Annotated in this window: 9 protein-coding genes; 6 read left to right on the forward strand and 3 right to left on the reverse strand. The window is 71.7% G+C overall.

Going from position 1 to position 14,138, the window contains the following annotated elements; translation table 11 throughout:
• The first annotated feature begins 190 nt into the window (after positions 1-190).
• Entirely contained in the window at positions 191-922 is a 732-nt protein-coding gene (locus OG276_RS17595; protein ID WP_266906572.1) for a hypothetical protein, read from the forward strand.
• A gap of 17 nt (positions 923-939) precedes the next feature.
• Positions 940-2,196, forward strand: a complete 1,257-nt coding sequence (locus tag OG276_RS17600; protein ID WP_266906574.1) for a HAMP domain-containing sensor histidine kinase — start codon at positions 940-942, stop codon at positions 2,194-2,196.
• Between the two features lie 126 nt (positions 2,197-2,322).
• Here the strand turns inward: OG276_RS17600 and OG276_RS17605 are convergent, their stop codons facing one another.
• The gene (locus tag OG276_RS17605) at positions 2,323-4,425 is read right to left on the reverse strand and encodes a PhoX family phosphatase (protein ID WP_266906576.1); all 2,103 of its coding nucleotides are present in this window, start codon (positions 4,423-4,425) and stop codon (positions 2,323-2,325) included.
• 292 nt (positions 4,426-4,717) lie between these two features.
• Between OG276_RS17605 and OG276_RS17610 the strand changes: the two genes are divergently transcribed.
• The gene (locus OG276_RS17610; protein ID WP_266906578.1) at positions 4,718-6,382 is read left to right on the forward strand and encodes a VWA domain-containing protein; all 1,665 of its coding nucleotides are present in this window, start codon (positions 4,718-4,720) and stop codon (positions 6,380-6,382) included.
• Between the two features lie 60 nt (positions 6,383-6,442).
• Here OG276_RS17610 and aspS read toward each other — a convergent pair whose 3' ends face one another.
• Positions 6,443-8,248, reverse strand: coding sequence for an aspartate--tRNA ligase (aspS, locus tag OG276_RS17615; protein ID WP_266879572.1), 1,806 nt, complete (start codon positions 8,246-8,248; stop codon positions 6,443-6,445).
• Between the two features lie 147 nt (positions 8,249-8,395).
• On the opposite strand from aspS, the gene OG276_RS17620 reads away from it, so the two are divergent.
• The 3 genes from OG276_RS17620 (at position 8,396) to OG276_RS17630 (ending at position 13,443) form a co-directional block, all read left to right on the forward strand.
• Positions 8,396-10,576, forward strand: coding sequence for a SpoIIE family protein phosphatase (locus OG276_RS17620; protein ID WP_266906581.1), 2,181 nt, complete (start codon positions 8,396-8,398; stop codon positions 10,574-10,576).
• 92 nt (positions 10,577-10,668) lie between these two features.
• Complete coding sequence (locus OG276_RS17625) at positions 10,669-12,327, forward strand: hypothetical protein (protein ID WP_266906583.1); 1,659 nt, start codon at positions 10,669-10,671, stop codon at positions 12,325-12,327.
• A 72-nt stretch (positions 12,328-12,399) separates the two neighbouring features.
• Positions 12,400-13,443 (forward strand): AI-2E family transporter, encoded by a 1,044-nt coding sequence (locus OG276_RS17630; RefSeq protein ID WP_266906585.1) that lies wholly within the window; start codon positions 12,400-12,402, stop codon positions 13,441-13,443.
• A gap of 131 nt (positions 13,444-13,574) precedes the next feature.
• Here OG276_RS17630 and OG276_RS17635 read toward each other — a convergent pair whose 3' ends face one another.
• Positions 13,575-14,096 carry a hypothetical protein gene (locus OG276_RS17635; protein WP_266906587.1) on the reverse strand — a complete coding sequence of 174 codons (522 nt, stop codon included), beginning with the start codon at positions 14,094-14,096 and terminating at the stop codon, positions 13,575-13,577.
• Positions 14,097-14,138: the final 42 nt, after the last annotated feature.

Raw genomic sequence — 14,138 nt, forward strand, 5'->3', positions numbered from 1 at the left:
GCGCGGGGACCCGGGGGCGGAGCCCCAGGCAACGGCGCCGCACACACCCACCGGGCCGAGCCCAAATCCAGCCCCGCCGGCGTTTGAGGCGCGGGGGCCCGGGGGCGGAGCCCCAGGCAGCGGTGCCGCCCCGTCCCCCCAATGGCTCCGCCCCCGGGCCCACCCCGCCCCCACGAGGGAGCATCGGGATATGAGCCTCCGCCGGCGCAGCCGGGCGATCCTCCTCACGGCCGCCACGGCCACCCTGGCGGCCACGGCGGGCTGCGCCGACGTGGAGGGCCTCCAGGACGACGGAGACCTCGGCACCGCCCACGCCCCCCGCACCCTGTGGAAGAACATCCGCCCCGACCCCCCGGCCCCCGGCCAGCAGCCCGGCACGGCCACCGCCGTCCCCGGTCTCGCCAAGGTCCCCGAGCTGTCCATGCGGGGCGTGAACGCCGTGGACGTCGTACGGGCCGACATCACCGCCGCCACCGCCGCCGACGCCGGCACCGGCCGGCTCGTCGACCCCCGGGCGATCCAGCGCATCGCACTCTGCACACAGGCTGTGGACGGCGGCCCCGACTGCCCGGTCCGGCCCGCGGTGCTGGCCGATGTGACGGGCAACGGCAGGGAGGAGCTGATCACCGCCCTGGACATCGACGGCCGGCTCAGCGAGCTGCGCGTCTACACCGTCCAGGACGACGGGACGATCGCCCGCATCCTGTCGCGGCGCGCGGTCCTGGAGGGCGTGGAGGTGGCCGCCGAGCACCTGGCGGTCCGCGAGCCGACCTCGAACCCGAAGAAGGTCTCCATCTCCGACTACGTGTGGGACCCGGAGGCCGGGATCATGAACCTCGACCAGCTCACCCTCGACGAGTGCCCGAACCAGGGCAACACCTCCCCCTGCCCGGCCCCCCGCACGGGCACGGGCACCGGCTGAGGGGGGCCGGGACCCCGATGCTCCCGACGAGCAGCCTGCGCTGGAAGATCGCCATGACCACCACGGCGGTGTGCTGCGCCGTCGCGGCGGTGCTCGGCATCCTCGTGCACAACGTGGTCGCCCGCCAGCTCGTGGGCGAGGTCCGCAAGGACGTGGACCGGGAGCTGGACTACGCCCTGGCCCAGTACGAGTACGGCACCGCGCGCGGCGAAGGGAACAGCGCCCTCGACCCGCCCGGCCTCCCGGCCCCGCTGCGCGAGCTGGTCGCGCGCGGACTGACCGGCAGCATGACCGGCACCCAGGACGGCAAACCCGTCATGTGGGCGGCCGGCCCCGCCGACGGCAAGCCCCTCGCCGTCTGGGTCCCCTACGAGAGCACCCGCACCCAGCTCCGGGAGACCGACGTCGCCATCCTGGTCTCCGCCGTCCTCGCCGCCGGGGTGGTGGCCCTCGCCGGTCTCTTCCTCGCCAACCGCATCAGCCGCCGGCTCGCCACCACCGCCGCCGTGGCCCGCAGGATCAGCGCCGGGGACCTCGACGCACGCGTCGGGTTCCCCGCCGACGGGGAAGGGCCGCGCCCGCGCTCCCGCGACGAGGTGCGGGACGTGGCACAGGCCCTGGACTCGATGGCGGCCTCGCTCCAGGCCCGGCTGGAGGCGGAGAAGCGGTTCACGGCGGACGTCGCGCACGAACTGCGCACCCCGCTCACGGGATCCCTGGCCGCGGCCGCGCTGCTGCCCGAGGGCCGGCCCAAGGAGATGATCAACGACCGGCTGGGGGCCCTGCACCTGCTCACCGAGGACCTGCTGGAGATCTCCCGGCTGGACTCGGGCGTCGAACGGGCCGACCTGGCCCGGGTGGAGCTCGGCCGCGCGGTGGAGCGGGCGGCGGCGAGCACCGGGCTGCCCGTCGCGGTACGGATCGAGCGGGACGCGGTGGTGCTCACCGACCGGCGCCGGCTGGACCGGATCCTGGCCAACCTGCTGGTCAACGCCCACAAGCACGGGCAGCCACCGATCGAAGTGACCGTCACCGGCCCGCTGGTGACCGTACGGGACCACGGACCCGGCTATCCGCCCGAGCTGATCGAGCAGGGCCCGCGGCGCTTCCGTACCGGGGATCCGGGACGCGGACGGGGCCACGGGCTCGGCCTGACCATCGCCGCCGGGCAGGCGGAGGTGCTGGAGATCGATCTGCGCTTCTCCAACGCCCCCGACGGGGGCGCGGTGACCACGCTGCTGCTTCCGGTCGGGCGCCTGACGGAAGGCAGTTGAGGGGCGCCGGTCGATGTTTCACGTGAAACATCCACGAACATCGACAAGCATCGACCGGTGCCCCTCGGGTCAACTCACCTCGGCTCAGGCGTCAGACGTCAGGCGTCAGGCGTCAGGCGTCAGACATCAGACCCCGATGTTCCTGCCGTCCTTCCGCCAGACCGAGACGACCGACGGGCGGACGATCTTGCCGGGACCGTCGGGCCACACCGACTGCGGCTTCTCGACGGACGCGCCGTCGATCTCGCCCGGGTGCTGCACGGCGACCAGGACGCGCTTGTCCTGGATGATCGGGCCGCAGGTCTCGGCACCGCGCGGGACGGTCAGGAACTGCTTCAGCTCACCGCGGCGGTCACCGGCGGTCGCGACACCGAACAGGCCGTCGTGCGAGCCGAGCTGGTTGCCGTCCGTGGAGATCCACAGGTTGCCGTGCGGGTCGAACGCCACGTTGTCCGGGCAGGAGATCGGGCTGACCTTGTCCTTCGGGAAGCCCGCGAAGTAGGTCGCCGGGTCGTTCGGGTCACCGGCGACCAGGAAGAGGCGCCAGGCGAAGCCGTCGCCGGCCGCGTCGTCGAAGTTCTCGGCGAGCTCCAGGATCTGGCCGTGCTTGTTCAGGTTGCGCGGGTTGGCCTCGGTCGCGCCTTCCTTGCCCGGCTTGCCGCGGTCCGTGTTGTTCGTCAGCGCGATGTAGACGCGGCCGGTGCGCGGGGACGGCTCGACGTCCTCGGGGCGGTCCATCTTGGTCGCGCCGACCTTGTCACCGGCCAGGCGCGTGAAGACGGACACCTCTTCGGCGGTCATGCCCTCGACGTGCGAGACGTTCCCGGAGGGGGAGGAGGTGAGGAGCTTGATCCAGACACCGGAGCCGTCGAACTCGCCGTCGGTGGGGAGCTTGCCGGAGCCGTCGGTCTCGGCGGCCGGGGTGTCGCCGGTGAGCTTCGCGACGTAGAGGGTGCCCTCGTCGAGCAGCGTGAGGTTGTGCTCCTTCGCCGCGCGGGAGTCGCCCTTCTTCATACGCTTCGACGAGACGAACTTGTAGAAGTAGTCGAAGCGCTCGTCGTCGCCCATGTAGACGACCGGGCGGCCGTCCTCGGTCAGGCGGGGCTGCGCGGCCTCGTGCTTGAAGCGGCCGAGCGCGGTGCGCTTGCGCGGGACGGAGTTCACGTCGTACGGGTCCAGCTCGACGACCCAGCCGAAGCGGTGCGACTCGTTGGGCTCCTGCGCGACGTCGAAGCGCTTGTCGAACCGCTCCCACTTGCGCTCGGTGGCACCGGACGTCACGCCGTAGCGCTTCAGGCGGGCGGCCGCGGTCGGGTCGGTGACCTGGCCGGCGTTGCCGAAGTACTGGTTGAAGTTCTCCTCGCCGTGGAGGGTGGTGCCCCACGGGGTGGTGCCGCCGGCGCAGTTGTTGAGGGTGCCGAGCGCCTTGGTGCCGGTGGCGTCGACCGAGGTCTTCACCAGGTCGGAGCCGGCGGCCGGACCGGTCAGCTTGAACTCGCTGGTGGCGGTCAGGCGGCGGTTGAGGCGGTGGCGGTGGACGGCGGTCAGCTTGCCGCTGCGGTGGTCCTCCTGGACCACGACCACGGACAGGCCGTGCGCGGCCCAGGCGATCTCGACCTGCTCGCGGGTCGGGTTCGCCGAGTCGTACGCCTTGAACATGAGCTGCTCGTCCGTGTACTCGTGGTTGGCCACGAGCAGCTGCTGGCGCTCGTAGTCGCCGCCGAGCGGGAGCAGGCTCAGGAAGTCGTTGTTGTAGCCGAACTGACCGGCCTGGGCGGCGGCGGTCTGGTTGTCCGGGTTGAAGCCCGGGGCACCCTTGACGATCGGGTCGCCCCAGCGGATGACCACGTTCTGCTCGTGGCCCTCGGGGACGGTGACCTGGTCGGCGGTGTTCGGCGCGACCGGCTTGAAGCGCAGACCGCGGGCACCCTCGGCGTTGACCCCGGCGGCGCCGGCGCGCTGCGCCTCGACCGTCGGGTCCGCGGAGGCGGCGGAGCCGTTGCCGCTCAGCGTGATGGCCGTACCGGCGGCCGAGGCGACCGTGACGACGGCGGCGGAGCGGAGCATCGCGCGGCGGGAGTAGGCACGGGCTATGACGTCACCGGCGTACTCGTTGTCGCTGGTGTTCGGCACCTCGTGGAAGCAGGCGTCGCCGCAGCGGTAGCGGCAGGTGAGAGCGGAACGGCCGCCGCCATGAGAAGTGCCGATGAGCGGCAGGAGCTTGCGCACGAGTGTCCTCCGTAGATGCACGGTCCCCGACAACGTGTCGGAACAATCCGTCGGTGACGCTATGGGCGGGTTGCGCCGAAGCGGCGGCCGCTGGGTGAACGCCCGGTGAATCCGGCACGTCGGGGCGGCAGTTCGGGGGCGGAACGGGTGTGTTTGAGCACCGGGCGCCACGAAAGGTGCCCCTCCCGAAGTTCCAGCCAAGGGGCCGATAACCTTACGTGTCCACTCTGGGCAGGGATCTACCGCGCAGCTCGGACAAATGATGCACGCACTCATGCGAAAGGCCTGGCCCATGGGTATTCGGAGCTTGTTGCGCAAGGTGTTCGGACGGACCTCAGAATCGGTTCCGGAGACGACCGGCACCACTTCGGCGGCCCTCCCGAGCCAGACCGAACGCACCCCCCTGGACGCGGCGGCCGAGCTGGTCGCCGCCTCCTTCGACAACCCCACTGTTCCCCCGCAGTCCACCCCCCGGGACCTCGAACCGGGCACGGTGCTCACCGCCCCGGCCCCGGCCCCCAACCCGGACCCCACGGTCCCGGAGGCCCGCCGGTCCTCCACCGGGGGTTCGTCGGCAACCCCCGCGACTCCGTCCACCACGACGGCCCCGGCCGCAGCCGAAGCGGAGCCCGTAGCCGCCGAAGCGGAACCGGCCGCCGAGGAGGAGCCCCCGGCTGCCGCAGCCGAGGTTGCGACCGAGGCCGTGGCCGAAGCCGAGCCCGAGGCTGTGGCTGTGGCTGAAGCCGAGGCCGAAGCCGAGCCCGAGGCTGTGGCCGAGGCCAAGGCCGAAGCCGAGCCCGAGGCCGAACCGGCCGCCGAGGCAACGCCGGAGCCCGCCACCACCGAGCCGGAGCCCGTCGCGGCCGAGGCCGAGGCCACCGCCGAGGTGGCGGAGGCCGAAGCCGAGCCCCTCGACGCTCCGGCGGCCGAGGCCGAAGCCGCCACCCCCGAGGTCGAGGCCGAGCCGGTCGCCGCCGAGGCGGAGGCCGAACCGGCCCTGGCCGCGGCGCCCGAGGAGGAGCCCGCCGCCGAGGCGGACACCGAGCCGCAGGGCGACGTAGCCACCCCGGAAGCGGACACCGAGGCCGAGGCCGAGCCGCAGCCCGAGGCGGAGCCCGTCGCGGCCCAGGCCGAGGTCATCACCGAGGCGGAGCCCGAGGCCGCCGAGGCCGAGCCGGTCGCGGCCGAAGCCGAAGCCGAGCCCGTAGCGGCCGACGCCGAGGTCGACGCCGAGGTCGACGCCAAGGTCGACGCCGAGGACGAGCTCCTCACCGCCGATGCCGCCGCAGGCGGCCCCGCGCACAGCCTCGCCGCCCTCAAGCGGCAGGCGCCCCCGCTGGCGGCCGCGTACAAGGCCGCCGGACAGGCCCTGCGCACGAAGGGCAAGGCCGGCGCCCGCGCCACCGTGTTCCTCGTGCTCGACCGGTCGGGCTCGATGCGCCCGTTCTACAAGGACGGCAGCGTCCAGCACCTCGCCGACCACGCCCTCGCCCTCGCCGCGCACCTCGACGAAGAGGCCACCGTCCGTACGGTGTTCTTCTCCACCGAGCTGGACGGTACGGCCGACCTGTCCCTCGACGCCTACGACGAGGCCTGGGTCGAGACCCGCCACGCGGAGCTCGGCCGGATGGGCCGCACGAGCTACCACGTCGCCGTGGAGGCCGTCGTGGAGCGCTACCAGAAGGACGGCGGCGAGGGTCCGGCCCTGGTCGTCTTCCAGACGGACGGCGCGCCCGACAGCGTCCGCCCCGCCCGCCAGGCGATCGCCGACGCCGCCACCGCGGCCCCCGGCATCCACTGGCAGTTCGTCGCCTTCGGCGAGGACGACGCCAAGGCCTTCGACTTCCTGCGCAAGCTGTCCGCCGACTCCGACAACGCCGGCTTCTTCCACGCCGGCCCCGCCCCGGCCGAACTGACCTCGGCGGCCCTCCTCAAGGGCCTGCTGGAGAAGTTCTAGGAGCAACGGAAGAAGGGCCCGGGATCCGTACGGATCCCGGGCCCTTCTTCATGTGACGGCTTACTGGTGCGGCTTGACGGCCTTGTCGACCGGCTCGCTCGTCTTCGTCTCCACCGGCTTGCGCAGCGCGATGTTCAGCTCGCGCAGGCGGGACTCCTCCAGGATGGTGGGCGCGCCCATCATCAGGTCCTGCGCGTTGCCGTTGAGCGGGAAGGCGATGGTCTCGCGGATGTTCGGCTCGTCGGCGAGCAGCATCACGATGCGGTCCACGCCCGGGGCGATGCCGCCGTGCGGCGGGGCGCCGAGGCGGAAGGCGCGCAGCATGCCGGCGAACTCGCGCTCGACGGTCTCGGCCTCGTAACCGGCGATCTCGAAGGCCTTCAGCATGACCTCGGGCTCGTGGTTGCGGATGGCGCCGGAGGACAGCTCGATGCCGTTGCAGACGATGTCGTACTGCCAGGCCAGGATGTCGAGCGGGTCCTTCTCCTCCAGGTCCTTCATGCCGCCCTGCGGCATGGAGAACGGGTTGTGGGAGAAGTCGATCTTGCCGGTCTCCTCGTCCGCCTCGAACATCGGGAAGTCGACGATCCAGCAGAAGCGGAAGACGTCCTCCTCGAACTGTCCGGCGCGCTTGGAGGCCTCGACGCGGACGCCCGCCATGATCTTGGAGACCTCGTCGAACTCGCCCGCGCCGAAGAACACGGCGTGACCGGCGGCGAGGCCGAGGCGCTCGGTGAGGACCTTGACGTTCTCCTCGGTGAGGAACTTGGCGATCGGGCCGGTCAGGCCGCCGTCCTCGCCCACGCGGACCCAGGCCAGGCCCTTGGCGCCCAGCGAGATCGCGTACTCGCCGAGGCCGTCGAAGAACTTGCGGGGCTGGGCGGCGGTGTCCGGGACGGCCAGCGCGCGCACGTGCTTGCCGGCGAACGCCTTGAACTCCGAGCCCTCGAACACGTCGGTGATGTCGACGAGCTCCAGCTTGGAACGCAGGTCGGGCTTGTCGTTGCCGTACTTCATCATCGACTCGCGGAAGGGGATCCGCGGGAACGGCGAGGTGACCGGGCGGCCCTTGCCGAACTCGGTGAAGATCTCCGTCATCAGCCGCTCGATGGGCTGGAAGACGTCCTCCTGCTCGACGAAGGACATCTCGACGTCGAGCTGGTAGAACTCGCCCGGCGAACGGTCGGCGCGGGCGTCCTCGTCGCGGAAGCAGGGCGCGATCTGGAAGTACCGGTCGAAGCCGGAGATCATCAGCAGCTGCTTGAACTGCTGCGGCGCCTGCGGGAGCGCGTAGAACTTGCCCGGGTTCAGGCGGGACGGGACCACGAAGTCACGGGCGCCCTCGGGGGAGGTCGCGGTGAGGATCGGGGTCGCCATCTCGTTGAAGCCGAGGGCCACCATCTTGGAGCGGATGGAGGCGATGACGGCCGAGCGCAGCATGATGTTGCGGTGCATGCGCTCGCGGCGCAGGTCGAGGAAGCGGTACTCCAGACGGCGCTCCTCGTTCACCCCGTCGTCCGTGTTGATGGTGAAGGGCAGCGGGGCGGCGGCGCCGAGCACCTCGACCGCGGTGACCTCGACCTCGATGTCGCCGGTGGCGAGCTCGGGGTTGACGTTGTCCGCGCCGCGGGAGACGACCTTGCCGTCGATGCGGACGACGGTCTCCTTGGTGACGCTGCTGAGCGCCTCGTTCGCGGCGGTGCCGGGACGGGCGACGAGCTGCGTGATGCCGTAGTGGTCACGCAGATCGATGAAGAGGATGCCGCCCAGGTCTCGACGATTGTGCAGCCAGCCGCTCAGCCGGACGTCGGAGGCGACGTCGGAGGCACGAAGCTCGCCGCACGTGTGGGACCTGTACCGATGCATCAGTCATCCAGTTCTACGTGATACCAGGGTGGATTCAACCGTCCCAAGGTTACCGTCCGGGGCGCGAGCCCGTGCGGGCCCGTGCGGGGCCGCCCTCCGGGGGTGGTGAACAGGCACGTCAGGCGGATGACCTGTAAAGATGACCGGGTGCGCACAGAGGACGTCCTGGCCGCCATCGCGACCGGATTGTGGCGATGGGACAACGCGTCCGGGACGGTCACCCTCGACAGCGAGGCCGCCCGGCTGCTCGGGCTGCCCGCCGAGCCCGTCGCGCTGCCCGAGGTCGCCGTGCGCTCGCGCTTCCACCCGGTGGACTGGAACGAGATCAACGGCATCGTGAACCTCGCGGTCGCCGAGGGCACCCTCGCCGAGGCCCGGCTGCGGATCATGGACGAGGACGGGCGCGTGCTGCGCACCGTGCGCAGCCGCTCGAAGCCGCTGGAGAACCGCACCGCGGACGGCCGCCTCGACTACGAGCTGATCGGCACCATCCAGGAAATAGCCGAGGCCCAGCCCGGCACCACCGCCGTACACACCCCCATCACCGGCGACTGGCGCCGCTCGCGCGAGGCGTTCCTGCTCGACGCCGGGCGGGCGCTGGCCGAGGCCCGCTCCACCGCCGAGGTGCTGCGGGTGGCGGCCTCGCTGTCCATGCCCGGGTTCATCCCCGACGGCCTGGCCGTCTTCGGCGTGTCCGGCGACCGGCTGTCGATCATCGGGCACCACGGGCACGATCCCGGGGACGAGGGCCCCTTCGCGGACATGCCGCTGCACACCGACTACCCGGCCGCGGAGGTCGTCCGTACCGGGCGGGCGATCTACCTGCCGAGCCCCGACGACTACAAGCGGCGCTTCCCGGCCACCTGGCCGCTCGCCCAGCGCTTCGACCGGATCTCCTGGGCCTTCCTGCCGCTGATCGTCGCCGGACGGACCATGGGCGCCTGGATGGCCGCCTTCAAGCACCCGGTGTCCTTCTCCCCCGACGAGCGCTCCGTCCTGACGACGGTGGCCCGGATGCTCGCGCAGGCCCTCCAGCGCGCCGGTGTGGCCGAATCCGAGCGGGAGCTGACCACGGGCCTGCAGCGCTCGATGATGCCCCAGCTCGGCCCCGAGATCCCCGGGATGACCCTCGCCGCGCGCTACGTGCCGACCGGCGGCGGGCTCCAGGTCGGCGGCGACTGGTACGACATGATCCCGCTGCCGTCGGGACGGTTCGCGCTGGTCATCGGCGACGTCCAGGGCCACGACGTACGAGCGGCCGGGCTCATGGGCCAGCTCCGGATCGCGGTGCGCGCGTACGCCTCCGAGGGCCACCGGCCCGACGCGGTGCTCTCGCGCGCCTCCCGCTTCCTGGCGGGCCTGTGCTCGGAGCAGGACACGGGGCCGGGGACGGGCGCGGACACGAGCGGGTACTCCGATTTCCAGAGCCCGCGCTTCGCGACCTGCCTGTACGTGGAGTGCGATCCGCAGACCGGCCTGCTGGAGGTGGCCCGCGCCGGGCACCCCGACCCGGCGGTGCGGATGGCCGACGGCACGGTGCTGATGCGGCCCACGGCGGGCGGGCTGCCGCTCGGCATCGTGCCGGACACCGACTACCCGACGACGCGGTTCACCCTGGAACCCGGCGAGACGATGATGCTCTGCACCGACGGGCTCATCGAGACGGGCGGGCACGACCTCGACACGGGCTGGGCCCGGCTGCGGGCCATCCTGGAGTCGCAGACCCCCGACCCCCAGGACCCGGAGCCCCGCCACCTGGAGCGGCTGGCAGACCTGCTGGTCCAGGCGGTGCACGGCCCGTCCTCGCACCACACCACCGGCCCGCTGGCCGACCGGCGCGAGGACGACATCGCCGTCGTCCTGCTCTGCCGCGAGGGCGAGGGCTGCGGCTGCGAGACCCCGCTGCTGCACCCGTCGCGGCCGGCCCGGCGCACGATGACCACCGTCGCCCAGGCGGAGCCGGAGCGGGTCGCGGGGGTCCGCCAGCAGATCCGGGAGCTGCTGCACGACTGGGCGGACCCGGAGCAGGTCGACGCGGCGGTGCTGATGGTCTCCGAGATGCTGACGAACGTACTGGTCCACACGGACGGGGACGCGCTGCTGATCGCCGAGGCGGTGGGCGAGCTCGGCTCGCGCCGGCTGCGGGTGGAGGTGGCGGACGCCTCCGACGAGCTGCCGCACAAGCGGCACCCCGGGGAGATGGCGTCGAGCGGGCGGGGCGTCCTGCTGCTGGAGATGCTGGCGGACGACTGGGGCGTCGACCCGCGCGGCGAGGGCAAGTCCACCTGGTTCGTGCTCCTCGAACAGTCCAAGCCCGACGAGCCGTAGATCACACCCGCGTACAACCATCCCGCGGGGTCGGCGGTCCTTTCAGCGGTCGGTCCAGTGACCGACCGCTGAACGCGTCTCCGGGGGGACATATGAAGAAGCGCATCCTTGCCCTGCTCTGCACGGCGACAGCCGTGGGGGCCGTATTGGCCGGGCCCACGGCGGCCCACGCCGCGGACCCCTACAGGTTGCTGAAGGCAGAGATGGAGTACGAGAGGGTCGTCCTGGACTTCGGCGCCCCGGAGCAGCCCGATGGCCTCAAGGTGCACGTGCGCAAGAAGGGCACGACCGAGCGGGTCGCCACCGTCGCGAGCTTCAGCTCGAGGGACCGGTGCTCGTTCGAATGCGGCATCGGCGAAGTCACCTCGCGCTCCTTCCTGACCGACCCGCTGGTACTCCCCGAGCTCGGGGAGTACACCGTCGACGTGGAGTACGACGGCACCGAGGGCGAGACCGTCCTCCACCAGGACGAGGCTGCCGTCAACTACCGGCTCCGGCCGGTCTTCGAGGACCTGAAGATCTCGAACGGGGTCTCACTCACGCAGCCCAACACGGTGATCTCGGGCGACATCAAGATCCACGACCCCCGCGACAACTCGCAGAAGGCGATCGCGGGCGGCACGATCACACCCCGGTTCGGCGCCCTCACCACCCCGTTCAAAGCCGACGCACAGGGACACTTCCAGTACAAGGCCGCTTTCACGGGCGGCGAGGAAGTTCACACGTCCTGGGCAGAGCTCGAATACGGGTTCACCTACGCGAGCATCGACTTCACGACCACGCTGAACGGCGTCAAGGAACAGGATTACGTACGCGTCCCCGTCACCAGTACGCAGGCACGCATCGCCCTGGCCTCCTCGAAGGCGACCGGCGCCTACGCGACACGGGGCAAGGTCAGCGGCACGGTCACCTGGCAGGCCTCCGACGGCACGTGGAAGCCGGCGCCGGCCGGCACCTGGGTCTTTGGTGGCGCGTGGAGCAGCAGCAGCAACAGCAACACGACGGACAGCGCCGGCCGTTTCACCGTGTCTCCCACGTTCCTCAACGACGGCACCTGGCCAATCGAGACATCCTCGAACTGGCTGCACGCACCTGACCGGTACGTGACGGTCGACACCACGGCGGGGACCTACTTCAAGTACCCCTGGGCCTCGGTGGACCAGAACAAGACCGTGAACGTGAAGGCCGACTTCGAGCGCGTCCAGATCCCGGCCGGCATCACCTCCCTGAAGGTGGAGATCCAGCACTCGGCGGACGGCAAGACCGGCTGGACCACCCGCAAGAGCGTCAACGTCCCCACCAAGCCCGGCGCCAACCAGCCGGCCACCGTCGATGCGACGCTGCCCTACCCGGGTGCCGGCTACTTCCGGCTGCGGTACGCGGGCACGACGGCCATCCACGGCTGGACCACCCCGGCGATGAAGGTCGCCCGGACCATGACGGCCGTCCCGGAGTTCAACGCCGCACCCGAGCCGGTCAAGAAGGGCAAGCCGATCACCCTCACCGGCAAGCTCACCCACTCCGACCCGGCGTGGAAGCCCTTCGCCGGCCAGACCGTCCACTACTACTTCCGCCCGACCGGAAGCACCACCTGGAAGGTCATGGGCAACTCCAAGACCGCCGCCGACGGCACCTTCAATAAGGCCTTCACCGCCGACCGCACCGGCTCCTGGACCGCCCGCTACGAACAGACCGACGCGACCCACTTCTACGCCGCGAGCCGCGTCGACGAAGTCGTCGTCACCCCGTAGTACCCGGGCCCCGGCCGCACCTCCGGCGGGGCGCGGCCCGGGGCGCCTCCCCGGCCGTGTTTGTATGAGTTTGTGCCGACAACTCACCTGCTGCCCGAGCCCGTACGCCGCCTCGCCGCCTGGTGCGTCGTCGTCCTCCTCGCCACCGCCGTCCTCGCGCTCGTGGTGTGGCTGTGCACCGTGTTCCGGACGGTGGTCACGCCCGTGCTGCTCGCCGTGCTCGGCACGGCCCTGCTCGGGCCGATGCACCGGCGGCTGGTCCGGATGAAGGTCAACCGCTCGCTCGCCGCGGCCCTCACCTGCCTGACCGTGGCCGCCGTGGTCGGCGGGGCCGGCTACATCGTCGTCCTCGCGCTCATCGAGACCGGCGACCAGATCATCGACTCCCTGCGCAAGGCCGGCCAGGACCTCGCGAAGCACTTCGGGGCGCTCGGCACCTCCCTGGAGGACGTCGCCGAGAACTCCAAGGAGCTGCTCACCAAGTTCGGCGGAACGGCCGCCTCGGGCGTGGTCACCGGGCTCAGCGTGGTCGCGACGATGATCGCGACGGCCCTGCTGGCCATGGTGCTGATCTTCTTCTTCCTCCGCGACTCCGACCGGGCCGTGGGCACCCTGCGCTCGATGGTCCCGAGCCGCTCGGGCGACCTGATGGAGGCGATGGGGCGGCGCGCGTTCGAAGCCGTCGAGGGCTTCATGCGCGGCACCACCTTCGTGGCCCTGGTCGACGCCGTGCTGATCGGCGCGGGTCTGCTGATCCTCCGGGTCCCCGGCGCCGTGGGGCTGGCCGCCCTGGTGTTCGTGACCGCCTACATCCCCTACCTCGGCGCCTTCCTCTCCGGCGCCGTGGCGGTCCTCGTCGCCCTCGCCGACCGCGGCTGGGTCATCGGCCTGTGGGCGCTGGGCGTGGTGCTGGCGGTCCAGATGATCGAGGGGTACGTCCTCCAGCCGATGGTGCAGAGCCGCACCGTGCAGATGCACCCGGCGGTGGTCATGCTGGCGATCACGGCCGGGGCGAGCGTCGCCGGCATCCTCGGGATGCTGCTGGCCGTACCGCTGACCGCGGCCTTCTTCGGGGTGGTCTCGGAGCTGCGGTCCCGGTACGCGGCGCAGGCCTGAGCGCGCGGCGCGGCCGGGACCGGGACCGGGACCGACGGTGTGTCAGCCTCTGGAGCCGGTCGGCCTCCTCGCATCCAGGACGCGGGCCGTGACCGCCCGCCCCAGGCTCCGGTTCAGGTCGGCGAAGCCGATCAGGGCCGTGACGTCCGGGGAGGGGCCGAAGCCGACGCGCGGGGCCGCCGGAACCAGGCCGCGCTCTCCTTCTTCAGGCAGCAGGACAGGACGACGGCGGTGAAGACGAAGCTCGGCCCGGACGTCCCGTCTCCGGAGATCAGCCCGAACAGGGAGTTCGCGCCGATGAGTGCCGCGATGACGATGGCGGCGATGCGGACGCCGTTCCCGCCCTTGCGGAACTTGAGGCCGATCACCAGGCACACGACGCCCGTGAGCAGGGTGATCAGAGCGACGATCAGGAGGGCCCCGTCGGTGAGCCCCGCCTCGCCGGTCTCGTCAGCGACCGTCCCGGCGAAGGTGAGCACCAGGACGGAGAGCCCGATCACGAAGTTCAGGCCCGCCCCGGCGAACAGCGCGATCCGCGCGGATTTCACCGCACGCGGCATCTCCTGCGAGGCCGGGGCGTACGTACCGCCGGGCCCCACGGGGTACGGGCCGGCGGGGTGCGTCGGGGGGTGGGGAGGCTGTTCGGTGTTCAACTCGGGCTCTTCCGCTGGGCTGATCGGCTGTACGTGTATGGC

Origin of the sequence: Streptomyces sp. NBC_00086 (assembly GCF_026343255.1) — a bacterium.
Classification (GTDB): domain Bacteria; phylum Actinomycetota; class Actinomycetes; order Streptomycetales; family Streptomycetaceae; genus Streptomyces.

Bases quoted from the DNA above. Each gene is read 5' to 3' on its own strand.
- OG276_RS17595 (WP_266906572.1), top strand. From the start codon at position 191: ATGAGCCTCCGCCGGCGCAGCCGGGCGATCCTCCTCACGGCCGCCACG.
- OG276_RS17600 (WP_266906574.1), top strand. From the start codon at position 940: ATGCTCCCGACGAGCAGCCTGCGCTGGAAGATCGCCATGACCACCACG.
- OG276_RS17610 (WP_266906578.1), top strand. From the start codon at position 4,718: ATGGGTATTCGGAGCTTGTTGCGCAAGGTGTTCGGACGGACCTCAGAA.
- aspS (WP_266879572.1), bottom strand. From the start codon at position 8,248: ATGCATCGGTACAGGTCCCACACGTGCGGCGAGCTTCGTGCCTCCGAC.
- OG276_RS17625 (WP_266906583.1), top strand. From the start codon at position 10,669: ATGAAGAAGCGCATCCTTGCCCTGCTCTGCACGGCGACAGCCGTGGGG.